This window comes from Pseudomonas trivialis, assembly GCF_036864995.1.
Taxonomy (GTDB): Bacteria; Pseudomonadota; Gammaproteobacteria; order Pseudomonadales; family Pseudomonadaceae; genus Aquipseudomonas; species Aquipseudomonas trivialis.
On sequence record NZ_CP142151.1, the window covers coordinates 4,233,741 to 4,259,768 of the forward strand.

Sequence of the window (26,028 nt, forward strand, 5' to 3'; positions counted from 1 at the left end):
GCCCTTCTCTTACGGAGGGCCCTAGATGACTGACCTGCTCAACACCATCCAAGCCGCACTCGCACTGCCCGCCACCGCGCCGACCTTCAACGGGGCCGGCGCCCTGCCCTCGGCCTTCGCCGTCACTGACCTGGCCAGCGCCAGCATTGCCGCCGCCGGTCAGGCCGTGGCACGGTTGATCGAACAACAGACCGGGCGCCTGCCCGAAGTGAGTGTCGATCGACGTCTGGCGTCTTTCTGGTTCGCCTCCTCGATCCGCCCGCAGGGCTGGCAGGTGCCGCCACTGTGGGACGCGGTCGCCGGCGACTACGCCAGCGCCGATGGCTGGATTCGCCTGCACACCAATGCGCCCCATCATCGCGCGGCGGCCGAACGGGTACTCGGCAAGGTGGCCGACCGTGCCGACATGGCCGGGAAAGTCGCCCGCTGGAATGCCGCCGAACTGGAAGAGGCGATTGTGCAGGCCAATGGTTGCGCCGCGCAGATGCGTTCCGCGCAGGACTGGCAACGTCACCCCCAGGGACTGGCGGTGAACAGCGAGCCGCTGGTGCAGCGCGAGACCTTTGCCGCTGCCCGCGAAACGCCCTGGCTCGGTTCCATTGCGCGGCCGCTGGCCGGTGTCAAGGTGCTGGACCTGACCCGCGTATTGGCCGGTCCCGTGGCCAGCCGTTTTCTCGCAGGATTGGGCGCAGACGTGTTGCGCATCGACTCACCGACGTGGAACGAGCCGGGAGTGGTGCCGGACATGACCCTGGGCAAACGCTGCGCCCGGCTGGACCTCAAGCGCAGCGACGATCGCCAGGTGTTCGAAGGGTTGCTCAAGGACGCCGACATCCTGATCCATGGCTACCGCGCCGATGCCCTGGAACGCCTGGGCTACACGGCGGCTGAGTGGCAGGCGCTGGCTCCCGGCCTGATCGACGTCGGCCTCAATGCGTACGGCTGGAGCGGCCCGTGGCGCAATCGTCGCGGGTTCGACAGCCTGGTGCAGATGAGCTGCGGAATTGCCCAGGCGGGCATGGCCTGGAAACAGGCCGACACACCGGTGCCGCTGCCGGTGCAGGCGTTGGATCACGCGACCGGTTATCTGATGGCGGCCAGCGCCCTTCAGGCCTTGAGCGAGCGCCTGCGATCAGGGCGTGGCGGTTCGGCGCGCGTGTCCCTGGCGCGAACGGCGAAGTGTTTGCTGGAGGCGGGACAAGTACCGGAGCAACCGGCATTGCGTGCCGAAGAGCCCGGCGATCAAGGCCTGGTGGTGGAGCAGACCGCCTGGGGCCCGGCGCACCGGCTGCTGGCGCCGTTGAACATCAGCGGCACGCCGTTGCAATGGGATTTGCCGGCGCAGGAATTGGGCTCGCACCGGGCGCAGTGGTAAATCAGGTCTGCTCCTATCGAGTATCGACTGCGCATGAGTTATTTCAGGCAACCACATCCCTGTGGCGAGCCGGCTTGCCACAGAGTGGCCAGTTTGCCGCGCGACAGCGTTGACTCAAATTTAGCGGAGACTCCCACCGTCGGATCGCATTTCAACGGCTGTACGCGGTCAGAGCTGTGGGAGCGGTTCAACTATCCATGACATAGAGGAGAGATGCCGATGGCCACCTTTGAACCTGGACACCTGCATGTCGAGCGCCATGCGCTCAACCAGGACGACTACAGCTACAATCTGCACATCGATTACGAAGTCAGCCAGGACCCCAAGGAAGGCACGGGCATGCTGTTCAAGTTGCACGGTTCGGTGCAGGGCAAGGACCTCAACGAGGAGTTCTTCCTGCCCAAGGACCAGGCCTTCGACTTTGCCCGGCACGCCATGCACATCGCCTACAGGTACGGCATGCCGAAAACCGCGGTATTGAACGGCACCATGCACAAGCAATACGACCAGATGTTCGAGGATGTGCGCCATCAGTTGGATTTGAAATCCGGTGACCCGGTCAAACCCGAGCACCTGGAGTAAGAACACCGCCACTCCCCTGCGGGAGCGGGCTTGCTCGCGAAGGCGGTGTGTCAGTTGATGGATATGTTGACTGACTCACAGCTTTCGCGAGCAAGCCCGCTCCCACATTTTGATCTGCGTCATCTGCAAGGCATACTTGCCGCCTCCCGCTCCCCAGAATTACTAGCGCCCCATGCGTATCCACGTCAGCTTCATCGACCGCGTCGGCATCACCCAGGAAGTCCTGGCCCTGCTCGGTGGGCGCAATCTCAACCTGGATGCAGTGGAGATGGTGCCGCCCAACGTGTATATCGACGCGCCGACCCTCAGCGCTGCGGTGCTGGAAGAACTGCGCGACGCGCTGTTCAGCGTGCAGGGCGTGCAGGCGGTGACGGTGGTCGACATCCTCCCGGGTCAGCGCCGGCACCTGCAACTCGATGCGCTGCTGGCCGCCATGACCGACCCGGTGCTGGCCCTGGACAGCGCGGGCAAGATCCTGCTGGCCAACCCGGCGTTGATCGCGCTGTACGGACGCGAACCTGCCGGCGAAAGCATCAGTGAACTGTTCAGTGACCCGGCGCTCCTCGACGCCTTGCTCGAACACGGCTTTCGCCTGCCCTTGCGCGAAATCAGCGTAAACGGCCAGACCCTGTTGCTGGACGCCACGCCGATCACCGATGCCGGCGCACTGCTGACCCTTTACCAGCCCAACCGCATCGGCGAGCAACTGTCGGCGCTGCACCATGACCATGCCGAGGGGTTTGATGCACTGCTGGGGGAATCCCCGGTGATCCGCACCTTGAAGGCGCGTGCGCAGCGGGTGGCGGCGCTGGATGCACCGCTGCTGATTCAGGGTGAAACCGGCACCGGCAAGGAGCTGGTGGCCCGTGCCTGCCATGCGATCAGCGCGCGGCACAGTGCGCCGTTCCTGGCGCTCAACTGCGCGGCGCTGCCAGAGAACCTCGCCGAAAGCGAGCTGTTCGGCTACGCCCCCGGCGCCTTTACCGGCGCCCAGCGCGGCGGCAAGCCGGGGCTCATGGAACTGGCGAACCAGGGCACGGTGTTTCTCGATGAAATCGGCGAAATGTCGCCGTACCTGCAGGCCAAGTTGCTGCGCTTTCTCAACGACGGCAGCTTTCGTCGAGTGGGCGGTGATCGCGAGGTGAAGGTCAATGTGCGCATCCTCAGCGCCACCCACCGCGACCTGGGAAAAATGGTCAGCGAGGGCACCTTTCGCGAAGACCTGTTCTACCGCCTCAATGTGCTCAATGTCGAAGTGCCGCCGCTGCGTGAGCGCGGCCAGGACATTCTGCTGCTGGCGCGCTACTTCATGCAGCAGGCCTGCGCGCAGATCCAGCGCCCGGTATGCCGCCTGGCACCCGGCACCTACCCGGCCCTGCTGGACAACCGCTGGCCGGGTAACGTCAGGCAATTGCAGAACGTGATCTTCCGCGCCGCGGCCATTTGCGAAAGCAGCCTGGTGGACATTGGCGACCTGGATATCGCCGGCACGTCCGTGGCGCGCCAGAGCGACGGCGAGGTCGAGAGCCTGGAACAGGCAGTGGAAGACTTCGAGCGCGACCTGCTGGACAAGCTCTACAGCCGCTACCCCTCGACCCGCCAACTGGCGAGCCGGTTGCAGACCTCCCACACGGCTATCGCCCATCGCCTGCGCAAGTACGGCATCCCCAACAAACTCTGAAGCTGTGCATCGATCAAAATGTGGGAGTGCACTTCGGCCTTGGGTTTTGGTCCAGGAACGACATCCAGTGTACTGAAAGCGCTACAGTGGAACGATATCGATACACCCGCTGTTTTGACGCGCCCTGCAAGGCTTTGATCCACATGGGCTTTTTTCACAGCCCGACCCGTAACGATATCGCTACACACAACACCTCTAACGTTATATTCATATTTATCAACTCATTGATTTATATGTAATTATTCATATTGGCCGCAATATTGCTAACCAACTCCCATCATTCCGATTCTGGCCCCAGGAGTTTCCATGAGCGAGTTGCGTTTCACTGAAGATCACGAATGGCTACGCGCCGAAGCCGACGGCAGCGTCACTGTGGGTATCACCGCTTTCGCGCAGAACGCGCTGGGTGATGTGGTTTTCGTGCAACTGCCGGAGTTGCAGGCCTACACCAAAGGCGCTGAAGCCTCCACCGTGGAGTCGGTGAAAGCGGCCAGTGGCGTGTACATGCCGCTGGACGGCGAAGTGCTGGAAGTGAACGACAAGCTCGATGGCAGCCCGGAGCTGGTCAACGAAGACCCGATGGGCGAAGGTTGGTTCTTCCGCTTCAAACCGGCCGATGCCGAGGCGGTCGCCAAATTGCTCGATCAGGACGCGTACGATCGCCTGATCAAAGCCAACGCTGAAGCTTGAGGAGCCCACCATGACCATCACTCTCGGCACTGCCAACGAATTCATCGCCCGCCATATCGGCCCGCGCCCGCAGGACGAGCAGCACATGCTCGCCAGCCTGGGTTTTGACTCCCTCGAAGCCCTCAGCGCCAGCGTGATCCCGGAAAGCATCAAGGGCACCAGCGTGCTCGGCCTGGAAGACGGCCTGAGCGAAGCCGAGGCCCTGGCCAGAATCAAGGCTATCGCCGGCAAGAACCAACTGTTCAAGACCTACATTGGCCAGGGCTACTACAACTGTCACACGCCATCGCCGATCCTGCGCAACCTGCTGGAAAACCCGGCCTGGTACACCGCCTACACCCCTTACCAGCCAGAGATTTCACAAGGCCGCCTGGAAGCGCTGCTGAACTTCCAGACCCTGATCAGCGACCTCACCGGCCTGCCAATCGCCAACGCCTCCCTGCTCGACGAAGCCACCGCTGCCGCCGAAGCCATGACGTTCTGCAAACGCCTGAGCAAGAACAAGGGCAGCAATGCCTTCTTCGCGTCGATCCACAGCCACCCGCAAACCCTGGATGTGCTGCGCACCCGTGCCGAGCCACTGGGCATCGACGTGGTGGTGGGTGATGAGCGCGAGCTGAGCGACGTAAGTGCCTTCTTCGGCGCTCTGCTGCAATACCCGGCCAGCAACGGCGATGTGTTCGACTACCGTGAGCTGACCGAGCGTTTCCACGCCGCCAATGCGCTGGTGGCCGTAGCCGCCGATCTGCTGGCACTGACCCTGCTGACCCCGCCGGGCGAGTTCGGCGCTGACGTGGCCATCGGCAGCGCGCAACGCTTTGGCGTACCGCTGGGCTTCGGTGGCCCGCACGCGGCGTACTTCTCTACCAAGGATGCGTTCAAGCGCGACATGCCGGGCCGTCTGGTCGGCGTTTCCGTCGACCGTTTCGGCAAGCCGGCCCTGCGCCTGGCCATGCAGACCCGCGAGCAACATATTCGTCGCGAGAAAGCCACCAGCAACATCTGCACTGCCCAGGTGCTGCTGGCCAACATCGCCAGCATGTACGCCGTGTACCACGGGCCCAAGGGCCTGACCCAAATCGCCCAGCGCATTCATCACCTCACTGCGATCCTCGCCAAAGGCCTCACTGCTCTGGGCCTGGAGGTGGAGCAGCAACACTTCTTCGACACCCTCACCCTCCACACCGGCGCCAACACCAACGCCCTGCACGACAAGGCGCGCGCCCAGCGCATCAACCTGCGCGCGGTGGATGCCGAGCGCGTGGGCCTGTCGGTCGACGAAACCACCACCCAGGCCGATATCGAAACCCTGTGGTCGATCTTCGCCGATGGCAAGCCTGTGCCGGCCTTCGACAGCGAGATTGCAGGCCGCCTGCCTGCCGCGCTGCTGCGCACCTCAGCGATCCTCAGCCACCCGGTGTTCAACCGTTACCATTCCGAAACCGAGCTGATGCGCTACCTGCGCAAGCTGGCCGACAAGGACCTGGCGCTGGACCGCACCATGATCCCGCTGGGCTCGTGCACCATGAAGCTCAACGCCGCCAGCGAAATGATCCCGGTGACCTGGGCCGAATTCGGTGCCCTGCACCCATTCGCCCCGGCCGAGCAAAGTGCCGGCTATCTGGAGCTGACCGCCGACCTGGAAGCCATGCTCTGCGCGGCCACTGGCTACGACGCGATTTCGCTGCAACCGAACGCCGGTTCCCAGGGCGAATACGCAGGCCTGCTGGCCATTCGTGCCTATCACCAGAGCCGTGGCGATGAACGTCGCGACATCTGCCTGATCCCCTCATCGGCCCACGGCACCAACCCAGCCACCGCCAACATGGCCGGCATGCGCGTGGTGGTTACCGCCTGCGATGCTCGCGGCAACGTCGATATCGACGACCTGCGCGCCAAGGCCATCGAGCACCGCGAGCACCTCGCCGCGCTGATGATCACCTACCCGTCCACCCACGGCGTGTTCGAGGAAGGCATCCGTGAAATCTGCGGCGTCATTCACGACAACGGCGGCCAGGTGTACATCGACGGCGCCAACATGAACGCGATGGTTGGCCTCTGCGCGCCGGGCAAGTTCGGCGGCGACGTGTCCCACTTGAACCTGCACAAGACGTTCTGCATCCCCCACGGCGGCGGCGGTCCGGGCGTTGGCCCGATTGGCGTCAAGTCGCACCTGACGCCGTTTTTGCCGGGCCACGCGGCCATGGCACGCAAGGAAGGCGCGGTGTGCGCGGCGCCGTTCGGCAGTGCAAGCATTTTGCCGATCACCTGGATGTACATCAGCATGATGGGCGGCGCAGGCCTCAAGCGTGCTTCGCAGCTGGCGATCCTGAATGCCAATTACATTTCCCGTCGCCTCGAAGAGCACTACCCGGTGCTCTACACCGGCAGCAACGGCCTGGTGGCCCACGAATGCATCCTCGACCTGCGTCCGCTCAAGGACAGCAGTGGCATCAGCGTGGATGACGTGGTCAAGCGCCTGATCGACTTCGGCTTCCATGCGCCGACCATGTCGTTTCCGGTAGCGGGCACGTTAATGATCGAGCCGACCGAAAGCGAATCACGAGAAGAACTGGACCGCTTCTGCGAGGCCATGATCGCCATCCGTGAAGAGATCCGCGCAGTGGAAAACGGCACGCTGGACAAGGACGACAACCCCCTGAAAAACGCCCCGCACACCGCGGCGGAGCTGGTTGGCGAGTGGAGCCATCCGTACAGCCGTGAACAGGCGGTGTACCCGGTTGCGTCGCTGATCGACGGCAAATACTGGCCGCCGGTTGGGCGTGTGGACAACGTGTTCGGTGATCGCAACCTCGTGTGCGCCTGCCCGTCCATCGAAAGCTACGCCTGAGATGAGAGGGAGCTTGCTCCCTCTCACACTTCGCACTTTTCCAGGAGCTGAACATGTCCACCGACAATCTATTGAAAACGCCCTTGCACGCCCTGCACCTCGAACTCGGCGCACGCATGGTGCCCTTCGCCGGCTACGACATGCCGGTGCAATACCCGCTGGGCGTGATGAAGGAACACCTGCACACCCGTGAGCACGCCGGGTTGTTCGACGTGTCCCACATGGGCCAGATCCGCCTCAGCGGCGCCAATGCCGCCAAAGCCCTGGAAACCCTGGTGCCGGTCGACATCATCGACCTGCCGGTGGGCATGCAGCGCTACGCGATGTTCACCAACGGCCAGGGCGGCATTCTCGACGACCTCATGGTGGCCAACCTGGGCAACGACGAACTGTTTCTGGTGGTCAACGCCGTCTGCAAGGATCAGGACCTGGCGCACTTGCGCAAACACATCGGTGATCAATGCAGCATCGAACCACTGTTCGAAGCGCGCGCGCTGCTGGCCCTGCAGGGCCCGGAGGCGGTCAAGGTACTGGCGCGCCTGGCGCCGCAAGTCACCCGCATGACGTTCATGCAGTTCGCCAGCGTTCGCCTGCTGGGGGTTGATTGCTACGTGAGCCGTTCGGGCTATACCGGTGAAGATGGATTTGAAATCTCGGTACCCGCTGCCAATGCCGAAAGCCTCGCGCGCAGCCTGCTGGCCGAAACCGAAGTGCAGCCCATCGGCCTCGGCGCCCGTGACTCCCTGCGCCTGGAAGCCGGCTTGTGCCTGTACGGCCATGACATGAACACCGACACCACGCCGATTGAAGCGAGCCTGCTGTGGGCGATCTCCAAGGCCCGTCGTAGCGACGGCGCACGCGCCGGCGGCTTCCTGGGCGCCGAACACATCTTCAGCCAGCAACAGGCCGGCGTAAACCGCAAGCGCGTGGGCTTGCTGCCCCAGGAACGGACACCCGTGCGTGAAGGCGCAGAGATCGTCGACGAACAGGGCACCGTTATCGGCAGCGTATGCAGCGGCGGTTTCGGCCCGAGCCTGGGTGGTCCGTTGGCAATGGGTTATCTGGACAGCACGTTCACTGCGCTGGATACCGAGGTGTCAGCATTGGTGCGTGGGAAAAAGGTGCCATTACGTGTAAGTAAAATGCCATTTGTGCCGCAACGTTACTACCGTGGCTGATTGACCGTTCCTATAAGTAACGCGGTTGCGTTAACGCGCACTAAACTGTCACGCAACCGCCATAAAACAGTGCATCGTCGATAGACTTTCTTATAGGCAATCACCTATAACAAGTGAACTTCTCTATCGAATAAGGTCGCGCTGACTTATTGATCAAAGTGCCACGAGGCCGAGTAAACACTGGGGGTTTGGCAGGGCTTGTTTTTTCTGCGTTAGTTGGCGTAGAGTTTGTCCACTGTGTTTGCATGGGTCGCTTGGAACCTGGACCTGGGCAGTAGCTGATCTAGTTTGCTACAACCCGTTCGACGTCTCTTACTTTCCTGCAACCCAGCCCAGTGCTCTTTCATGTGAAAGGGGCTGTCATTAATTTTTAGCGTCAAAGGAAAGAAGAAATGTCCACACGTCAGAGCGGTACCGTCAAGTGGTTCAATGACGAAAAAGGGTTTGGTTTTATCACGCCAGAAAGCGGTCCGGATCTGTTCGTGCATTTCCGCGCCATCCAGGGCAACGGCTTCAAGAGCCTGAAAGAAGGCCAGAAAGTGACTTTCGTTGCTGTGCAAGGCCAGAAGGGCATGCAGGCTGACGAAGTACAAGCAGAAGGCTGATCCCTCCTGCAACAAAAAGCCCCTGATATGACATCAGGGGCTTTTTTATGGGCGCGATTCCGTAAACTGCGTATTTTCGTGCGAGAGCCCTGCCATGCCCAAGCCCCTGCTGAGCCCCCAGGGCGCGTTTCCCGCCGCCGGCCTGGGTCGTCGCCTGGCAGCGATGCTCTATGACGCTCTGTTGTGCACTGCGCTGCTGATCGTCACCGCTTTTATCTACAAGCTGGTGTGGATTGCGTTCGTGGGCGAAGCGAACATGCGCACGCTCAGCGAGTCCGGCGCGCTGGACGGTGACCCGGTACTGTCGACCCTTCTGCTGTTTGTGCTGTTCGGCTTTTTTGCCAAGTTCTGGACTCACTCCGGGCAGACCCTGGGCATGCAGGTCTGGGACGTGCGCGTGCAGAACGCCGACGGCTCGCGTATCAGCCTGTGGCAGGCGCTGTTGCGCTTTATGGTATCGATTGCGTCGTGGCTGTGCGTGGGGCTTGGGTTTGTCTGGTCATTGTTCGACAAGCAAAAACGCAGCTGGCATGACATCTACTCGGACACGCAACTGGTGCGAATCCCCAAGCAGAAAAAATAATCCCGAAATAATGAAAATCCAACTGTGGGAGCAAGCTTCCTCCCACATTTTAGCGATGTCCGGCTGGCGTCAGGCGTTGCCGGTCAGCTTGAGCCGCGCAGCCTGGGTGAAATCCAGCATGCGCTTGAGCGGGCGCACCGCATGGGGGATCACCGACGGCTCGACGAATATCTCGTTACTGCCTTCACGCAGGCACTGCAACGTGCGCTCCAGGGTATTCATCGCCATCCACGGGCAGTGCGCGCAACTGCGGCATGCGGCGCCGTTGCCCGCTGTGGGCGCTTCGACAAAAACCTTGTCCGGGCACAGCTGCTGCATCTTGTAGAAGATGCCGCGGTCCGTCGCCACGATGAACGTCTTGTTAGGCAGGCGCTGCGCGGCGGCGATCAGTTGGCTAGTGGAACCCACCGCATCCGCCAGTTCGATCACGGCGGTCGGCGACTCCGGGTGCACCAGGATCGCAGCGTCCGGGTACAGCGCCTTCATGTCTTCGAGCTGCTTGGACTTGAACTCTTCGTGAACGATGCAGGCCCCGTCCCACAGCAGCATGTCGGCGCCGGTCTGACGCTGAATGTAAGTGCCCAGGTGCTTGTCCGGGCCCCAGATGATGGTCTCGCCGTTGTCCATCAGGCTCTCGACGATTTCCAGCGCACAGCTGGAGGTCACCACCCAGTCGGCACGGGCCTTGACCGCTGCAGAGGTGTTGGCATAAACCACCACGGTGCGTTCGGGGTGCTGGTCGCAGAACGCCGAAAACTCATCCACCGGGCAGCCAAGGTCCAGGGAGCAGGTGGCCTCCAGGGTCGGCATGAGAATGCGTTTTTCAGGTGTGAGGATCTTGGCGGTCTCGCCCATGAAACGCACGCCGGCCACCAGTACGGTTTTGGCCGGGTGAGCAGCGCCGAAGCGCGCCATCTCAAGGGAGTCGGAGACACAGCCACCGGTTTCTTCGGCCAGGGCCTGAATCACCGGATCGCAGTAAAAGTGGGCAACCAGCACCGCGTCCTGAGCTTTGAGCTCGGCGGCGATAGCGACGCGCAGGGCGGCCTCTTCGTCGGCGCTGAGGGCCTTGGGCTGCTTGGCGTCGAGATGGGCTTGAACCAGTAGGCGTTCGGAAATGTGCGTCATGTTCGCAAGACCTGCAGGCGCAGTTGCGCGAAAGTCGAGTGTACCACCGGCTTTGGAGCCCTTCGGGCGCCGCCGGACGAAGTGATTGTGTTCATCAAGCACGGGTGAAGCTGCGCAAGGCTACAGAATATCGAATGGATTCAAAAGCCTAATCTGGGGATGACGTGCGCATCTGTCAGGCATAAAAACAGGAAACCGGGTTTCCTGTTTTATGGATGTTGTCAGCGCGACAGTGCGCAGGGATCTTCCTGCAGCAGCACAGCGGGCCGGGCAGTTGCCCACGCAGAGAGTAGGTACTGGAGAGCGTGTCGGATACCACGTTGCCCACTGACGACGGATGAAGGTCGATCGGCAACAGGAGTATCGCGTGGCTGGGCGACAAGTGGTTGACCCGCAAGACGCAGAATCGGGCTGAGGCTGGAGCTGATGGGTGAAAGCGTAGTCATGACGATCCCTGTCGTGAGTGAAGCAGTCTCCAATTTAACCAAGATGGGGAGCGATTGACAGCGGGTTGATTTTGACTTTTCAACCAGGCAAAAAAAACCCGGAAATCCTCACTTTCGTGGGCCTTCCGGATTTTCTAAACCGCCAAATATGGTGGGTCGTGTGGGATTCGAACCTACGACCAATTGGTTAAAAGCCAACTGCTCTACCAACTGAGCTAACGACCCGCTGTGTGGTGGCGCGTATAATACTGATTTCTAAGGATTATTCAACACCTTATTTGAAATAAATCAGAAATACCGCGTTGCATCTGCAATTGTGGCCGTTTTCAGGCCCTCTCAGCGGCCAGGCTCGTCGTTCCACAGGTACTTGTGCAACTGCAATTGCAGACGTACCGGCAGGTTGTCCGCCACCACCCAGTCTGCCAGGTCGCGGGCGTTCAGGTCGTGATGGCTGGGAGAGAACAGCACTTCACCGGCGCGACGGTCCAGGCCATATTGGATCAGCTTGGAGTTGGCCCAGTCGTAGTCTTCACGGGAACAGATGACGAACTTGACCTGATCGTTGGCCGTCAGCAAATCCAGGTTCTCGTAGAGGTTACGGTGTGCTTCCCTGGAGCCTGGTGTTTTGAGGTCGACCACACGGCTTACACGCGGATCAACGGCCGAGATATCCAGCGCACCACTGGTTTCCAGAGACACCTCGTAGCCGGCGTCGCACAACTGCTTGAGCAAGGGAATGGCATTGGGTTGGGCCAGGGGCTCGCCGCCCGTCACACAGACGTAGCGTGGCCGGTAGCTGGCAACCTGCTCGAGGATGTCGTCGAGTGTACGCACGGTGCCACCACTGAAGGCGTAAGCGCTGTCGCAGTACTGGCAGCGCAACGGGCAACCGGTGAGGCGCACAAAAACCGTGGGCAGGCCGGCGGTTCGCGTTTCACCCTGCAACGAGTAAAAAACTTCGGTAATACGTAATGTGTCTTGCATAGTCGCCACGGGCGTAACAGCTAAACAGGCTGTCCGCCTCCGTCAGGCACTTCAAGGGGTTGCGCCAATGCGCCGACCCCAGGAAGCGGGTGTCATAAAAGGGCGTGGATTCTAACGAAAAAACCCGCGCCAGGCGCGGGTTTCTTCTAAACGGACTGCATGGCTTACAAGCGCTGCAGATCCCGTTGGGCCAACTGTGCAGCTGAAGTACCCGGATATTGGGCCACTACCTGCTGCAGAATGCCTTTGACCTTGTCGGTATGACCCAGGCGGCGTTCTACGTCAGCGAGTTTGTACAGCGAATCCGGCACCTTGGCGTGCTTGGGGTACAGTTGGCTGACCTTGGCAAACGCCTGGCCGGCACCTTGCAGATCACCCTTGACCAGGTTGACCTCGCCCAACCAGTATTGGGCATTGCCCGCGTACTGGCTGTTTGGGTATTTGCGCAGGAAAGCCGCAAATGCCTGGCTGGCCTTGTCAAAATCCTTGGCTTTGATCAGGTCGAAGGCTGCATCGTAATACAGTTTTTCCTTCGCCGGATCGCCCGGTTCGCTGCTCGCGGCAGGGGCCTGGCTGGCAGCCGCCCCTGCTGCTGCACCACCGGCAGCGGCACTTGGCGCGCCACCGGCAGAAGAATTATCAGGAGTAGCGGCAGGTGTTACGCCGGCTCCAATACGTCGATCAAGATCCTGGTAACGCTCCAGGCCTTCTTGCTTGAGCTGATTCACCTGATTCTGCAGAACTTCAATGGTGCCTTGTTGCTGCGCCAATTGATCCTGCATGCGTTGCAGCTGATTGAACAGTTCGCCCTGTGCCGAAGGGGCGGACGTCGCCGCCCCCGGCATAGGCGCCGTTCGTGCCATAACCCGCTGGCGGATAGCTGCTCCCGCTATTGTTATAGCCTGAGTTGCTGTCCGTTACAGGAACCGCAGCCCACACCGCAAGCGGTGCGAGGCTGAGAGCCAATACAGTTAGAGCACGACGGCACGTTCGCATGACGAATTACTTACGCAGTTCGACGCGACGGTTTTGAGCCCAGGACTGCTCGTCGTGGCCAGTAGCAACTGGACGCTCTTTACCGTAGGAAACCAGTTCCAGTTGGCCTGGAGCAACACCTTGCAGTACCAGGTAGCGCTGAACGGCTTTCGCACGACGCTCGCCCAGTGCCATGTTGTACTCACGAGTACCACGTTCGTCGGTGTTACCTTCCAGAACAACGCGAGCGCCGTTAGCTTTCAGGTCCTTGGCGTGAACGTCCAGAGCGCGCATGGCTTCTGGTTTCAGGTCCGAACTGTCGTATTCGAAGTAGAAAGTGGTGATAGCGCGCAGAGCAGCTTCTTCGCTCAGGGAGCCGTCAACTGCACCCGTGTTAGCGCCGTAACCAGCGTTTGGATCAACAGCTGCGCCTTCACCGGCGTTGTCGCCGCCTTTGGACGAGCAACCAACGGCTACGGACAGAGCCAGAGCCAGAGCAGCAAACTTACCAAACTTCAGCATTTCCATCGTGAAACTCCTAATGAACCCCAGTGTGTTAAGCAAATCTCTTTTTTTGTAGCGCCGCGTCAGTTCAGGTAAGGGGACCAGGATGGTTCTCTGACTTCGCCTTGTGCGGTAGGAAGCGGGAGCCTTACGCGTCCATTAATGGACACGAGCATCAAGACTCCCCGGCCCTGCTGGCGGGTGGCGTAGATTACCATGGTGCCGTTGGGCGCAACAGTGGCTGACTCATCAAGGTTGGTATCTGTAAGGATTTTTACGGTTCCACGCTGCAAATCCTGGGCCGCAACCCGGAAATTAGTGAAACCATCCTGACGGTGAATCATCACCAACGTCTTTTCATCGGCCGAAAGCTTCGGATTAGCATTGTAGTTGCCAATGAAGGTTACGCGTTCTGCGCCACCACCACCCACGCTCGTTTTATAGATCTGTGGCTTGCCGCCCCGGTCGGAGGTGAAGTAGATGGTCGAACCATCCTTGCCCCAGAACGGTTCAGTGTTGATGCCAGGACCGCTGGTCACGCGGCTGATCTGGCGCGAAGCCATGTTCATCACGTAGATATCCGGGTTGCCGTCCTTGGACAGCACGAATGCCAGGCGCGAACCATCCGGCGACCAGGCCGGCGCACCGTTGAGGCCTTCGAAGTTGGTGATCTGCTCACGACGCCCTGTGTCGATGTGCTGGACGAAGATGCGCGGGCGCTTCTGCTCGAACGAGACATAGGCAATACGCTTGCCATCCGGTGCAAAGCGCGGCGACAGGATCGGCTCACGCGATTGCAGCAGGGTTACGGCGCGTGCACCGTCGTAATCCGAGCGCTGCAGCGTGTAACGGGTATTGTCCACCGAGAAACGCTCAGCCGTGACATACAGCAGGCGCGTGGAGAACGCCCCTTTGATGCCGGTGAGCTTTTCAAACGACTGGTCCGAAATGTAGTGGGCCATGTCGCGCAGTTGCTCCGCAGTCCCCGACACGCTGCCGGTCAAAACCTGCTGCTCGGTGGCCACGTTGAACAAGGTGTACTGGATCTGCAGGCGACCGCCGGCCGGCGTGATGCTGCCGACCATCAGGTACTGCGCGCCCACTGCTTTCCAGTCACGGAAGCTGACTTCGCTGGCCTGGGTTGGCTGGCTGATCATGTTGCCTTTTGGAATCGGTGCGTAGTAACCGGAGTTGCGCAGGTCGTCGCTGACGATCTGGGCCATGTCATCCGGCAGCACGCTGCCGCCCTGCCAGCCGAACGGCACCACCGCGATCGGGGTGGCCCGATCACTGCCGCTGGTTACCAGGATGTTCTTTTCATCCGCCGCCGCTATCCCTGCCATACAGCAAATAACGACAAGCATTCCTCGAAGAAGGTTTCTCACAAGGCTAGATCCTCAGGTGTGAATGTCATCTTGAATGAACGATAGGGAGCGAAGTCGCTTGGTTTCATTCCCTGCATCTCGGTCAACCGGCCAATGTTCTTGACCGCGGCAACCGCCGAACTGTCGAACGAACCGTCACCACTGGACTTGGCCACGCTGACCGAAGTCACCGTACCGTCCGGCAACATGCCGATCTGCAGCACTACTGTCATGCCTTTACGTGCCGAAGGTGGACGTGTCCAGCCTTCTGCTGCCCGTGCCCGAATCAGGTCGTCGAAACTGCCCGCTACTTCATCGCCACGCTCATCGGCCAAGGCTTGCTGACGCTGCGGCGTGTCGGAGAGCAAATCTGCCAGGGCCTGAGCCTTTTTCTCTTCGGCGGATTTGCGCGCTGCTTCCTGGGCCTTCTTCTTGGTGGCGTCGGCGGCAGCTTTCTTCTTCGCGTCGTCGGCGACTTTCTTCTTCGCCTCGTCTGCTTCAGCTTTTTTCTTGGCGTCTTCGGCGGCTTTCTTCTTCGCGTCTTCGACAATCTTTTTCTTGGCTTCTTCAGCGGCCTTTTTCTTGGCCTCTTCTTCAGCAGCTTTTTTCGCTTCTTCTTCAGATTTCTTCTTGGCTATATCAGCCAATTGTTTCTCTTCAGCTTTTTTAGCTTCGGCAGCTTTGTCGGCTTTCTTGGCTTCATCAGCCTTTTTGGCCTCGTCGGCTTTCTTCGCTTCGTCAGCCTTTTTCGATTCCTCGGCCTTTTGAGCCGCCTCTTCTTTCTTTTGTTCCGCAGCCGCCTTCACCGCTTCCTGCTCGACCTTCTTCTGTTCCATCTGCTCGACTTCGGTCTGGCGCGCGGCCGACTTCTGGGCCTCACCCGCAATCTTCTGATTGGTCTGGGTGGTGGCCTGACTTTTCGATTTCAGTTGATACAGGGTCGCCTGCACGATCGGCTTGGCCGGCGGCAGGTCCGGGGTCATGGCAAAACTGACGAACAGCATGCCGAACACCAGCACATGCAGGGCTATCGCCCACACGCCAGGCCAGAAGAAGCTTTCCGAGGCGGACGGCTCTCGCTGTTGCTGCATCAGGGCGCCTCGGTGATCAGGCCAACGTTACCGACGCCGGCCTTCTGCAGCCCGCCCATGGCGCCCATGACGGAGCCGTAGTCGACCGACTTGTCGCCGCGGATGAAGACCTGGGTGTGCTTGCCGCCTTCGTTGCCGGAGCGAATGATCTTGGTCACCGCATCGGTCATCGCCGGCAGGGTCAGAGCCTTGTCCTGCTGTTTCTGGGTGTCGACTTCGCTGCCAAGGTTCCAGTAATAGGTCTTGTCGGACTTGATCGAAATGGTCAGCACCTGCGTGTTGTTGTCCTGCGGCAAGGCTTCACTGGAAACCTTGGGCAGATCAACCTTCACGCCCTGGTTGAGCATCGGCGCGGTCACCATGAAAATCACCAGCAGCACCAGCATCACGTCGATGTAGGGCACTACGTTCATCTCGGCGACCGGCTTGCGCTTTTTGCGCGCTCGAGCGATTAAAGCCATTGGGAATTACCTGCTTATTCTTCGCTGGTGTGCACTTTACGGTGCAGGATCGCCTGGAATTCATCGGCGAAGGTGTAGTAACGGCCGATCAGCGTTTCGCTGGTGGCAGCAAAACGGTTGTAGGCGATGACTGCCGGGATCGCCGCGAACAGGCCGATTGCGGTGGCGATCAGCGCTTCGGCGATACCCGGGGCCACGGTGGCCAGGGTCGCCTGCTGCGCCTGGGCCAGGCCGCGGAACGAGTTCATGATGCCCCACACGGTGCCGAACAGGCCGATGTACGGGCTGACGGAACCCACAGTGGCCAGGAACGGCAAGCTTTGCTCAAGCTTCTCTTCTTCACGGGAAATGGCGACGCGCATGGCACGGGCCACGCCTTCCATGACGGCTTCGGGGTCCACGCCGGGCTGCTGACGCAGACGGGAGAATTCCTTGAAACCGGCACGGAAGATCTGCTCCACACCCGAATCCGGGTCCGGGTTACTGCCGGCCTGGCGGTACAGCTTGGACAGGTCGATACCCGACCAGAAGCGCTCCTCGAAGCTCTCCAGGGCACGTCGACCGGCACGCAGCATATTGCTGCGCTGGAAAATCATGACCCAAGAGGTAACCGATGCGGCTACCAGGGTCAGCATGACCAGTTGAACCACAACACTGGCATTGCTGACCAGGCTCCACATGGAGGAATGGTCGACGACGGTAGGTTCCACGCTAAATCTCCTGCTCTGATTGTTTACCCGCGCCGCTCACGGCGGCAAAGGCCGCACGTAGAGTTTCGGGAATGGCCCGAGGTTTCAAACTATTGGTGCGCACACATGCCACCAGAAACTGCCCCTCACAGAGCAGCGTTGCATCCGTTGCCCGCCTGACCTGCTGTTTGAAACGCAGGCTGACACGGTTCAATTCGATTACTTCAGCGCTGACCAGCAACTCGTCGTCCAGGCGCGCAGGTGAGTGGTAACGCGCCTCGCTGGAATGCACGACGAATAACAGGTCCTCCCCTGCCAGCGTGGATTGGGCAAAGCCCAGCTCCCTTAGCCGCTCGGTTCGAGCCCGTTCCATGAACTTGAGGTAATTGACGTAATACACGATGCCGCCGGCATCGGTGTCCTCGTAATAAACGCGACAGCGATGTACGAACGACTGATCCCCGTTTTGCGCGCGCATACTCTAGTGCTTACTCCTCAGGTTGCCAATCCGGCCCGCCACTGTTTTTTCATTCCCGTTCTTCATCCTGAAGAATATTTACAACGACTGAATGACGACGCCAGACACTGGGACAGCACAAACCTCAGATAAATCGTGCGGCGCAAGCTTTTAATCGTCCACTGCATCGAGGAATTCGTCTACCACAGGCATCTCGCCCAATCGTGACGGAATATTTAACCCGAAGTGCAAATAAGCATGGCGCGTCACCACTCGCCCCCTCGGCGTGCGCATGATGTAGCCCTGCTGGATCAGGTACGGCTCCAGCACATCCTCGATGGTATGGCGCTCTTCGCTGATGGCGGCGGCAAGGCTGTCGACCCCTACCGGGCCACCGTCGAATTTCTCGATCATGGTCAGCAGCAGGCGTCGATCCTGGTGATCGAAGCCATGCTCGTCCACATCCAGCAGGTTCAGCGCAAGGTCCGCCACGGCCTTGGTGATATGCCCCTTGGCGCGCACCTCGGCAAAGTCGCGCACGCGGCGCAGCAGGCGGTTGGCGATACGCGGCGTACCGCGAGCCCGGCGGGCAATTTCAAAGGCACCTTCAGGGTCCAGCGGCAGGCCGAGAATACCGGCCGAACGTATGACAATGGTCGCCAGGTCCGCCGTGCTGTAGAACTCCAGACGCTGAACGATACCGAAACGGTCGCGCAACGGGTTGGTCAGCATGCCGGCACGGGTGGTCGCCCCCACCAGGGTAAAGGGCGGCAGGTCGAGCTTGATCGAACGGGCAGCCGGCCCCTCGCCGATCATGATGTCGAGCTGGAAGTCTTCCATGGCCGGGTACAGCACTTCCTCGACAATCGGCGACAACCGATGAATTTCGTCGATAAACAGCACGTCATGCGGTTCAAGGTTGGTCAGCAGCGCCGCGAGGTCGCCGGGACGCTCAAGCACCGGGCCCGAGGTGGACTTGATCGACACGCCCATTTCATTGGCGATGATCATGGCAAGGGTGGTTTTACCCAACCCCGGCGGACCGAAGATCAGGGTGTGGTCCAGAGACTCGCTGCGCCCGCGCGCGGCCTGGATGAACAGCTCCATCTGCTCGCGCACGGTGGGCTGGCCGATGTAGTCGGCCAGACTCAGCGGGCGGATGGCGCGGTCCTGGACTTCTTCACGGTCGCGCGGGCCGGTGGCCGCAATCAGACGATCAGCTTCAATCACTTAAATCATTCCCTTCAGGGCTCGGCGGATCATGTCTTCGCTGCTCAGGTTCTTGTCCTTGATGGCCGATACCGCCTTGCTGGCCTCCTGCGGCTTGTAGCCCAGGGAAATCAGCGCACTGACCGCATCGCTTTCGGCGCTGGCGACCTGCCCCGCCGGCATGTCCGGCTGGTTCGGCACCAGCGCGAACATGCTCGGTACCACTTCCCAGGCCTTGAAGCGGTCCTTGAGTTCCACCAGCAGGCGCTCGGCGGTCTTCTTGCCCACCCCCGGCACCTTGGTCAGCGCCGAGGTGTCCTGAGCCGACACCGCACGCACCAGCTCATCCACTTCCAGGCTCGACATCAATGCCAGCGCCAGTTTCGGTCCTACGCCATTCAAACGAATCAGTTCGCGGAAAAAATCGCGGTCGCGCTTGCCGATGAAACCATAGAGCAATTGCGCGTCTTCGCGCACCACCAAGTGAGTGTGTAAAGTAATCGGCTCACCGACCGACGGTAGGCGGTACAAGGTGGTCATGGGCACTTCAAGCTCATACCCAAGCCCGTTTACATCCAGAATCAGGTGCGGCGGCTGTTTCTCAGCCAGGGTGCCGCGCAGGCGTCCAATCACGGTTCGGATCCTTAAAAAGCATAGGGCCAGATCGACGCCTGACCGGAAATAACGCTGATGCTATCAGAGACGCAGGCGCCCGCCACGACTACGTGCCGTGCCAAGCCCGTGGGGCAGCAGACTGGATCGGGTGTGCGCATGGCAAATGGCAATGGCCAGGGCGTCGGAGGCGTCGATCTGCGGTTTGGCGGTGAGTTTGAGCATATGCATGACCATCATCTGCACCTGCTCTTTATTCGCCCCACCGGTGCCGACCACGGCCTGCTTGACCTGGGTCGCAGTGTATTCGGCGATCTCCATGCCCTCCTCGGCACCCGCCACAATGGCGGCACCCCGGGCCTGGCCGAGCTTGAGCGCGGAGTCAGCGTTCTTGGCCATGAATACTTTTTCGATGCCCATGGTAACCGGGCCATAGGTCTGGATCACTTCACGCACGCCGCGATAGACAATTTGCAGACGCTCAGCCAGCTCGCCCGCCCCGGTGCGGATGCAGCCCGAGGCCACATAGACGCAGCCACGCGGGGTGTGTTGCACCACGCCAAAACCGGTGATGCGCGAACCGGGGTCGATACCAAGGATTAAAGTCATAGCGCCTGCGGGTTGGATAAACACATTTTTTGATACACCAGGTTCAAATGTGGGAGGGGCTTGCTCCCGATGGCGGTGAGTCAGTTATCTATTACTCGACTGAACCACCGCTATCGGGAGCAAGCCCCCTCCCACATCTGGAACTGCGTCGTCCTTCAGCCTAGTTGTTCGGCGACGGACTCAGGGATGTCAGCGTTGGAATACACGTTCTGCACATCATCCAGGTCTTCGAGCATATCCAGCATCTTCAGCACTTTTTGTGCGCCGTCCAGGTCCAGCTCGGCGCTGGTGGTCGGCAGCATCACGATTTCCGCGTCGGTGCCTTTGAAGCCGGCAGCTTCCAGTGCAGTGCGCACGGCATAGAAGCTGGCGAACGAGGTGAACACGTCGATGGAACCGTCTTCGTTGGTCACCACGTCGTCGGCATCGGCCTCCATCGCCGCTTCGATCAGCGCGTCTTCATCCACACCCGGCGCGAAGGATATCTGGCCCTTGCGCTCGAACAGGTAGGCCACCGAACCGTCGGTACCAAGGTTGCCCCCGCACTTGCTGAACGCATGGCGCACGGCAGCGGCGGTACGGTTGCGGTTGTCGGTCATGCACTCGACCATTACCGCCACGCCGCCCGGACCGTAGCCTTCGTAGGTCAGTTCGACCATGTCGTCGGTGTCGGCGGCGCCGGCACCACGGGCCACGGCGCGGTCGATGATGTCGCGGCTCATGTTGGCGCCCAGCGCCTTGTCCAGCGCCAGGCGCAGGCGCGGGTTGGAGCCCGGGTCGCCGCCGCCCTGACGGGCGGCAACGGTCAGTTCACGGATCCACTTGGTGAAAATCTTGCCTTTCTTGGCATCCTGACGCTCTTTGCGGTGCTTGATGTTCGCCCACTTGGAATGGCCAGCCATAACACAACTCCAAAAATTCTCTAGAAACCTTATCAATCACGCTTGCGGCGCAATACAACCTTGTAACGCAAAGGCGCATCCGAAGATGCGCCTTTTTTAACTGCGTAAACCTCAGTGCGCTTTCACGCTGCAGCCTTACTCAGCCTTCGGCGTCTCGCGCAGGCGAATGTGCAGTTCGCGCAGTGCCTTGGCATCCACCACACCCGGCGCCTGGGTCATGACGTCAGCAGCGCTCTGGGTTTTCGGGAAGGCGATCACTTCACGAATCGACTGAGCGCCGGTCATCAGCATGACCAGGCGGTCCAGACCAAAGGCCAGGCCACCGTGGGGCGGCGCGCCGTACTTGAGGGCGTCGAGCAGGAAGCCGAACTTCTCTTCCTGTTCCGCTTCGTTGATGCCCAGCAGGCGGAACACCGCTTGCTGCATCTCCTTGCGGTGGATACGGATCGAACCGCCACCCAGTTCGGTGCCGTTCAATACCATGTCGTAGGCGCGGGACAAGGCGCCTGCCGGGTTGGCTTCCAGCTCTGCCGGGGAGCACTTGGGCGCGGTGAACGGGTGGTGCAAGGCGCTGAAGCTGCCGTCGTCGTTCTCTTCGAACATCGGGAAGTCAACGACCCACATCGGAGCCCATTCGCAGGTCAGCAGGTTGAGGTCGTGACCGAGCTTGATACGCAGTGCGCCCAAGGCTTCGCTGACGATCTTGGCCTTGTCGGCGCCGAAGAACACGATGTCGCCGTCAACTGCACCGACGCGATCGAGGATCGCGTTCAGGTTGTCCAGCGGAATATTCTTGACGATCGGCGACTGCAGGCCGTCAACGCCGTTGGCGCGCTCGTTGACCTTGATGTAAGCCAGGCCCTTGGCACCGTAGATGCCGACGAACTTGGTGTAGTCGTCGATCTGCTTGCGCGGCATGCTCGCGCCGCCAGGCACACGCAGTGCGGCGATGCGGCATTTAGGGTCGTTGGCCGGGCCGCTGAACACCTTGAAGTCGACCTCTTTGAGCTGGTCGGCCACGTCCACCAGTTCCAGCGGGTTGCGCAGGTCCGGCTTGTCGGAACCGTAGCGGCGCATGGCTTCTTCGAAGGTCATGTGCGGGAAGTCGCCGAACTCCAGGTCCAGCACTTCCTTGAACAGGTTGCGGATCATCTGCTCGGTGAGGCCCATGATCTCCTCTTCATTGAGGAAGCTGGTCTCAATGTCGATCTGGGTGAATTCCGGCTGGCGGTCGGCGCGCAGGTCTTCGTCACGGAAGCACTTGGCGATCTGGTAGTAACGGTCGAAGCCGGCCACCATCAGCAATTGCTTGAACAACTGCGGCGACTGCGGCAAGGCAAAGAACGAACCGGCGTGGGTACGGCTTGGCACCAGGTAGTCACGCGCGCCTTCCGGGGTGGCCCGGGTGAGGATCGGCGTTTCAACGTCGAGGAAGCCGTTTTCGTCGAGGAAGCGGCGGATGCTGGTGGTCATGCGCGAACGCAGACGCAGCTTCTCGGCCATTTCCGGGCGACGCAGGTCGAGGAAGCGATAGCGCAGGCGGGTTTCTTCGCCCACGTCGGAGTATTCATTCAGCGGGAACGGCGGGGTTTCCGACTCGTTCAGCACTTCGAGTTCATAGCCCAGCACTTCGATGCCGCCGGACGCCATGTTCTTGTTCACGGCACCGGCCGGGCGCAGGCGCACCTTGCCGGTAATCTTGACCACGTATTCGCTGCGCACGCGATCGGCGGCGGCGAAGCTCTCGGCGCGGTCCGGGTCGAACACCACCTGGGCCAGACCATCACGATCACGGATATCGAGGAAGATCACCCCGCCGTGGTCGCGGCGACGGTGAACCCATCCGCAAAGGGTGATTTCCTGACCTTCCAGGGTCTCGTTCAGTTGGCCGCAATAGTGGCTGCGCATCATGGTCGTGGTTTCACTTCTCGTAATTCGAAATTCGGTGGAGGCCCGCCTCGTCACCGTACAGTTATGCAGGGGACGGATAATGCAGGAGCCTGCGCGTAGAGTTCAACTCAGTCTGCCTTGTCGCCGCCCGCCAGGTTCTTCTTGGCGCCGGTCTTGAAATCGGTCTCGTACCAACCGTTGCCGCTGAGGCGGAAGCCTGGCATGGACATCATTTTTTTCAATTCAGGCGCCTGACAGGCTGGGCAATCGACCAACGGCGCGGCGCTGATCTTTTGAATGGCTTCCAATTGATGACCACAGGAAGCGCATTGATAGTCGTACATGGGCATTGGGATGTCTCGGCGATCAAAACTTGCTGCGCCACGCCCTGCCGTTGTGCATAAAGCCCCGGCATGCGCAGCAAAGCGCGGGATTATATCTGGTAAATCGAGGCAGCGCAGCCGGCTTTCTGCCCAGGGCCGACCACCTGGGTGGCAGGTCGGCCCGAAGCACCAACGAACTAACCTGGGCAGGAGGGGGTGACGCAGCCGTTCAATACATGCACCACGCACACCACCCTCACCAGCCCACTGAAGTTCTTCACGCCGCCGTAGCGCAAATGCACTTCCCGATCGACATAGGACAACAGCGCACTGACCGAGCAGGTATTGATCCTGGCAATTTCCGTGAGGATATTCCAATAGATCTGTTCGAGCCGCAGGCAGGTGGAAAACCCATTGAGCCTGACAGACCGGGACAGTGGCTTGGCCAGCCCCATATCGAACCCTTTTGCAAACGGGTCGACCTTTATCTTATGAAAACCAGCGGTTTCCATCACTCCATTACCGACTCCACGTGACATACACCTGACACTCCATTGCCAAACAACAGCCCATGGGACTTTCCATTGGGCAGTGGCTCTATAAAACAGCAGGGCGCGGCAGGCAGCCAGAAGACGGGGCGTAGATGGGCGTAGGACAACGCCAGGAAGTGCGCGGAAACACGCAGGCGGCGCCAGCACGGCGCCACCGGTGTACGACGTTTACTGATTTTCGAGCAGGGAGCGCAGCATCCACGCCGTTTTCTCGTGCACCTGCATGCGCTGGGTCAACAGGTCTGCCGTCGGCTCGTCGCTGACTTTGTCGAGCAACGGGAAGATGCCACGAGCGGTACGCGTGACGGCTTCCTGGCCGGCCACCAGTTGCTTGATCATCTCTTCGGCGCTGGGCACACCCTCTTCTTCCTTGATCGAGGACAGGCGGGCATATATCGAGTAGGCACCCGGCGCAGGGAAACCCAGGGCACGGATACGCTCGGCAATGGAATCCACCGCCAGCGCCAGCTCGTTGTACTGCTCCTCAAACATCAAGTGCAGCGTGCGAAACATGGGGCCGGTGACGTTCCAATGGAAATTGTGGGTCTTCAGATACAGTACGTAGGTATCGGACAGCAACCGTGAAAGTCCGTCGACGATGGATTTACGATCTTCTTCACTGATACCAATATCGATTGCCATGTGTTTCCCCTTCAATTGATGAGTATTCATTGATCAAATGAACGGCCACTCTAGCAAGAAATGCCTGAACGCCGCTCGAAAAGCCTGCATCCCTCTAGGACAAGCGTTTGAAGCAGAAATGCCGCGCTCCGCACAAGCCCCCACCATGCTTGATTTGAGTAGCCACAGCCTTTGCTGTTAAATAGGCGCCGTGTGGCTGCCGTTTATCTGTGCGGCACGTCACATAGGCTGATCCCCGCGCACGTGCCCAACGCCTCCCATTGTTCAGAAGCGAACCGTGCCAGTCAGCTCTTCCTCGTGATCCGTCTTAAAGTGAGTTAATCAAAATGTTGAAAATCGTCCACCTGCTAACGGGCGTTGCGGCTTTGCTGCTGTCCTTTATCCCGAGCCTGCAGCCTGAAAGCCTGCCCTACCTGCAACAACATGATGCTCTGTACCTGGCCTTGTTCGGCCTGCTGAACCTGACGCTCGCACCGGTAATCCCTTACTGGAACAAAGGCACGCGTCATCAACTGCAAAACCTGGTCAGCGCGCTGCTGGTGCTGGCCGTTGTCGTGCAAACCCTCACCCTCCTGGCACCCATGCCTGAAGTCGGCGGTCACCCGGCCATTCTGCTCAGCCTGGTTATTGCTGTGGTCGCCATCGTTCTTCACCTGACCATCAGCTTCTACCGTTCGTCCCCAGCGGCTGCGTCGCAAAATTACGACATGACCAACCGGGATACCGGGACCGTCAAGTGGTTCAATACCTCCAAGGGCTTCGGCTTTATTTCCCGCGATTCGGGCGATGATATCTTCGTCCACTTCCGGGCCATCCGCGGCGAAGGCCATCGCGTTCTGGTCGAAGGCCAGCGTGTGGAGTTCTCGGTAATGAACCGCGACAAAGGCCTGCAAGCCGAAGATGTGATCGCCGCGCTGCCGCGTCGCTGATTCACACACCTTCGCAGCAAAAAAACCGCGATCCGGCATTGACCGGGTCGCGGTTTTTTATTGCACGCCCATTAATAGTGAGGCGGCGGCGCTTCTTCTTCGGATGACTCGAACTGGCCACCCATTTCTTCCTGGCGCTTGAGCAGGGCAGCGATCTGCAGTTGCAAGCGCTCGACGGCGCGCTGCTGGGTGACCAGGATATCGTTGAGGGTTTCGATGGTGTCGTCCTGGAAGGCCAGGCGGCTTTCCAGGTCGGTGACGCGGGCTTGCAGGTCCATGATTCAGTCCTGGGTGAAGATGAAGTCGGCAGGCAGCAGGCCACGCAATTGCGCACGAATGGCCGTCACTTGTTCAGGCGTGTAGGGACGGGCCGGATGCTTGCCCCAAACCGGCGCGGGCCAGGCGGCGTCATCACGCTTGCGCACGATGACGTGCACATGCAGCTGGCTGACGACATTACCCAATGCGCCAATGTTCATCTTGTCGGCGCCAAGGCCCTCGTTCAGCAATTGCGCCAGGGTTGTGGTTTCCTGCCACAGCACCTGCTGGTCCGCGACATCCAGCTGAAACACTTCACTGATACCGTCGATACGCGGTACCAGAATGAACCAGGGATAATTCGAGTCATTGGACAGCAGCAGCCGGCACAGCGGGAAATCCCCGAGGGTCAGCGTGTCTTGTTGCAGGCGTTGATCCAGTGCGAACACCGCGGGTACT

At 60.3% G+C, this 26,028-nt stretch carries 27 protein-coding genes, 1 tRNA gene and 1 pseudogene; 9 read left to right on the forward strand and 20 right to left on the reverse strand.

The annotated features are described in order from the left end of the window. Positions 1 to 25: 25 nt before the first annotated feature. The 8 genes from VRB54_RS18575 to VRB54_RS18610 all read left to right on the forward strand — a co-directional run bounded on the left by VRB54_RS18575 (position 26) and on the right by VRB54_RS18610 (position 9,545). Positions 26 to 1,375 (forward strand): CoA transferase, encoded by a 1,350-nt coding sequence (locus VRB54_RS18575; protein WP_338478323.1) that lies wholly within the window; start codon positions 26 to 28, stop codon positions 1,373 to 1,375. Positions 1,376 to 1,594: 219 nt separating this feature from the next. Beyond that, the gene (locus VRB54_RS18580; RefSeq protein WP_338478324.1) at positions 1,595 to 1,957 is read left to right on the forward strand and encodes a DUF5064 family protein; all 363 of its coding nucleotides are present in this window, start codon (positions 1,595 to 1,597) and stop codon (positions 1,955 to 1,957) included. Between the two features lie 172 nt (positions 1,958 to 2,129). Further along, positions 2,130 to 3,638: a sigma-54-dependent transcriptional regulator gene (locus VRB54_RS18585; RefSeq protein ID WP_338478325.1), complete on the forward strand. Its 1,509-nt coding sequence runs from the start codon at positions 2,130 to 2,132 to the stop codon at positions 3,636 to 3,638. Between the two features lie 306 nt (positions 3,639 to 3,944). After that, the gene (gcvH, locus tag VRB54_RS18590; protein ID WP_231422874.1) at positions 3,945 to 4,328 is read left to right on the forward strand and encodes a glycine cleavage system protein GcvH; all 384 of its coding nucleotides are present in this window, start codon (positions 3,945 to 3,947) and stop codon (positions 4,326 to 4,328) included. A gap of 10 nt (positions 4,329 to 4,338) precedes the next feature. Continuing rightward, entirely contained in the window at positions 4,339 to 7,179 is a 2,841-nt protein-coding gene (gene gcvP, locus VRB54_RS18595) for an aminomethyl-transferring glycine dehydrogenase (protein WP_338478326.1), read from the forward strand. A gap of 53 nt (positions 7,180 to 7,232) precedes the next feature. Next, positions 7,233 to 8,357, forward strand: coding sequence for a glycine cleavage system aminomethyltransferase GcvT (gcvT, locus tag VRB54_RS18600; RefSeq protein WP_338478327.1), 1,125 nt, complete (start codon positions 7,233 to 7,235; stop codon positions 8,355 to 8,357). A gap of 392 nt (positions 8,358 to 8,749) precedes the next feature. After that, complete coding sequence (locus tag VRB54_RS18605) at positions 8,750 to 8,962, forward strand: cold-shock protein (RefSeq protein ID WP_003237709.1); 213 nt, start codon at positions 8,750 to 8,752, stop codon at positions 8,960 to 8,962. Between the two features lie 94 nt (positions 8,963 to 9,056). After that, a complete protein-coding gene (locus VRB54_RS18610) occupies positions 9,057 to 9,545 on the forward strand; it encodes an RDD family protein (RefSeq protein WP_338478328.1) in 489 nt (162 codons plus the stop codon). 69 nt (positions 9,546 to 9,614) lie between these two features. Here the strand turns inward: VRB54_RS18610 and nadA are convergent, their stop codons facing one another. The 18 genes and pseudogenes from nadA to VRB54_RS18700 all read right to left on the reverse strand — a co-directional run bounded on the left by nadA (position 9,615) and on the right by VRB54_RS18700 (position 24,382). Continuing rightward, positions 9,615 to 10,673, reverse strand: coding sequence for a quinolinate synthase NadA (nadA, locus tag VRB54_RS18615; RefSeq protein WP_338478329.1), 1,059 nt, complete (start codon positions 10,671 to 10,673; stop codon positions 9,615 to 9,617). Between the two features lie 595 nt (positions 10,674 to 11,268). Further along, positions 11,269 to 11,344, reverse strand: a tRNA-Lys gene (locus VRB54_RS18620). Positions 11,345 to 11,455: 111 nt separating this feature from the next. Continuing rightward, positions 11,456 to 12,103, reverse strand: coding sequence for a 7-carboxy-7-deazaguanine synthase QueE (gene queE / locus VRB54_RS18625; RefSeq protein WP_338478330.1), 648 nt, complete (start codon positions 12,101 to 12,103; stop codon positions 11,456 to 11,458). Positions 12,104 to 12,267: 164 nt separating this feature from the next. Beyond that, a pseudogene (gene ybgF / locus VRB54_RS18630) lies at positions 12,268 to 13,099 on the reverse strand (tol-pal system protein YbgF). Positions 13,100 to 13,105: 6 nt separating this feature from the next. Further along, complete coding sequence (gene pal, locus VRB54_RS18635; protein ID WP_003209827.1) at positions 13,106 to 13,606, reverse strand: peptidoglycan-associated lipoprotein Pal; 501 nt, start codon at positions 13,604 to 13,606, stop codon at positions 13,106 to 13,108. Between the two features lie 59 nt (positions 13,607 to 13,665). Next, entirely contained in the window at positions 13,666 to 14,946 is a 1,281-nt protein-coding gene (tolB, locus tag VRB54_RS18640) for a Tol-Pal system beta propeller repeat protein TolB (RefSeq protein ID WP_032871425.1), read from the reverse strand. A gap of 17 nt (positions 14,947 to 14,963) precedes the next feature. Next, entirely contained in the window at positions 14,964 to 16,037 is a 1,074-nt protein-coding gene (gene tolA, locus VRB54_RS18645; RefSeq protein WP_003237694.1) for a cell envelope integrity protein TolA, read from the reverse strand. Continuing rightward, positions 16,037 to 16,489, reverse strand: coding sequence for a protein TolR (gene tolR / locus VRB54_RS18650; protein ID WP_162276129.1), 453 nt, complete (start codon positions 16,487 to 16,489; stop codon positions 16,037 to 16,039). The genes tolA and tolR overlap by 1 nt, the downstream gene beginning before the upstream one ends. 23 nt (positions 16,490 to 16,512) lie before the next feature. Next, the gene (gene tolQ, locus VRB54_RS18655; RefSeq protein ID WP_003237690.1) at positions 16,513 to 17,208 is read right to left on the reverse strand and encodes a protein TolQ; all 696 of its coding nucleotides are present in this window, start codon (positions 17,206 to 17,208) and stop codon (positions 16,513 to 16,515) included. Position 17,209: 1 nt separating this feature from the next. Next, complete coding sequence (gene ybgC / locus VRB54_RS18660; protein ID WP_338478331.1) at positions 17,210 to 17,665, reverse strand: tol-pal system-associated acyl-CoA thioesterase; 456 nt, start codon at positions 17,663 to 17,665, stop codon at positions 17,210 to 17,212. A gap of 150 nt (positions 17,666 to 17,815) precedes the next feature. Next, complete coding sequence (gene ruvB / locus VRB54_RS18665; protein ID WP_057007167.1) at positions 17,816 to 18,874, reverse strand: Holliday junction branch migration DNA helicase RuvB; 1,059 nt, start codon at positions 18,872 to 18,874, stop codon at positions 17,816 to 17,818. Then, positions 18,875 to 19,486 (reverse strand): Holliday junction branch migration protein RuvA, encoded by a 612-nt coding sequence (gene ruvA / locus VRB54_RS18670; protein WP_003175802.1) that lies wholly within the window; start codon positions 19,484 to 19,486, stop codon positions 18,875 to 18,877. Positions 19,487 to 19,549: 63 nt separating this feature from the next. Then, a complete protein-coding gene (gene ruvC, locus VRB54_RS18675; protein WP_003237683.1) occupies positions 19,550 to 20,074 on the reverse strand; it encodes a crossover junction endodeoxyribonuclease RuvC in 525 nt (174 codons plus the stop codon). 155 nt (positions 20,075 to 20,229) lie between these two features. Continuing rightward, positions 20,230 to 20,976, reverse strand: coding sequence for a YebC/PmpR family DNA-binding transcriptional regulator (locus VRB54_RS18680; protein ID WP_231423798.1), 747 nt, complete (start codon positions 20,974 to 20,976; stop codon positions 20,230 to 20,232). A 135-nt stretch (positions 20,977 to 21,111) separates the two neighbouring features. Further along, positions 21,112 to 22,887 carry an aspartate--tRNA ligase gene (aspS, locus tag VRB54_RS18685; protein WP_209984245.1) on the reverse strand — a complete coding sequence of 592 codons (1,776 nt, stop codon included), beginning with the start codon at positions 22,885 to 22,887 and terminating at the stop codon, positions 21,112 to 21,114. 107 nt (positions 22,888 to 22,994) lie between these two features. Further along, positions 22,995 to 23,216 carry an FmdB family zinc ribbon protein gene (locus VRB54_RS18690; protein ID WP_003237677.1) on the reverse strand — a complete coding sequence of 74 codons (222 nt, stop codon included), beginning with the start codon at positions 23,214 to 23,216 and terminating at the stop codon, positions 22,995 to 22,997. A gap of 170 nt (positions 23,217 to 23,386) precedes the next feature. After that, a complete protein-coding gene (locus VRB54_RS18695) occupies positions 23,387 to 23,728 on the reverse strand; it encodes a ribbon-helix-helix domain-containing protein (RefSeq protein WP_209984248.1) in 342 nt (113 codons plus the stop codon). Positions 23,729 to 23,908: 180 nt separating this feature from the next. Then, on the reverse strand, positions 23,909 to 24,382 hold the full coding sequence (locus VRB54_RS18700) for a Dps family protein (protein WP_003193874.1): 474 nt from the start codon (positions 24,380 to 24,382) through the stop codon (positions 23,909 to 23,911). A gap of 326 nt (positions 24,383 to 24,708) precedes the next feature. Here VRB54_RS18700 and VRB54_RS18705 point away from each other — a divergent pair, with 326 nt between their 5' ends. Further along, positions 24,709 to 25,311 carry a cold-shock protein gene (locus VRB54_RS18705; RefSeq protein WP_338478332.1) on the forward strand — a complete coding sequence of 201 codons (603 nt, stop codon included), beginning with the start codon at positions 24,709 to 24,711 and terminating at the stop codon, positions 25,309 to 25,311. A gap of 71 nt (positions 25,312 to 25,382) precedes the next feature. On the opposite strand, the gene VRB54_RS18710 is transcribed toward VRB54_RS18705, so the two are convergent. Both VRB54_RS18710 and VRB54_RS18715 read right to left on the reverse strand, forming a co-directional pair. Continuing rightward, positions 25,383 to 25,589, reverse strand: a complete 207-nt coding sequence (locus VRB54_RS18710; RefSeq protein ID WP_338478333.1) for a SlyX family protein — start codon at positions 25,587 to 25,589, stop codon at positions 25,383 to 25,385. 3 nt (positions 25,590 to 25,592) lie between these two features. Beyond that, on the reverse strand, positions 25,593 to 26,018 hold the full coding sequence (locus tag VRB54_RS18715) for an HIT domain-containing protein (protein WP_338478334.1): 426 nt from the start codon (positions 26,016 to 26,018) through the stop codon (positions 25,593 to 25,595). Between the last annotated feature and the right edge of the window lie 10 nt (positions 26,019 to 26,028).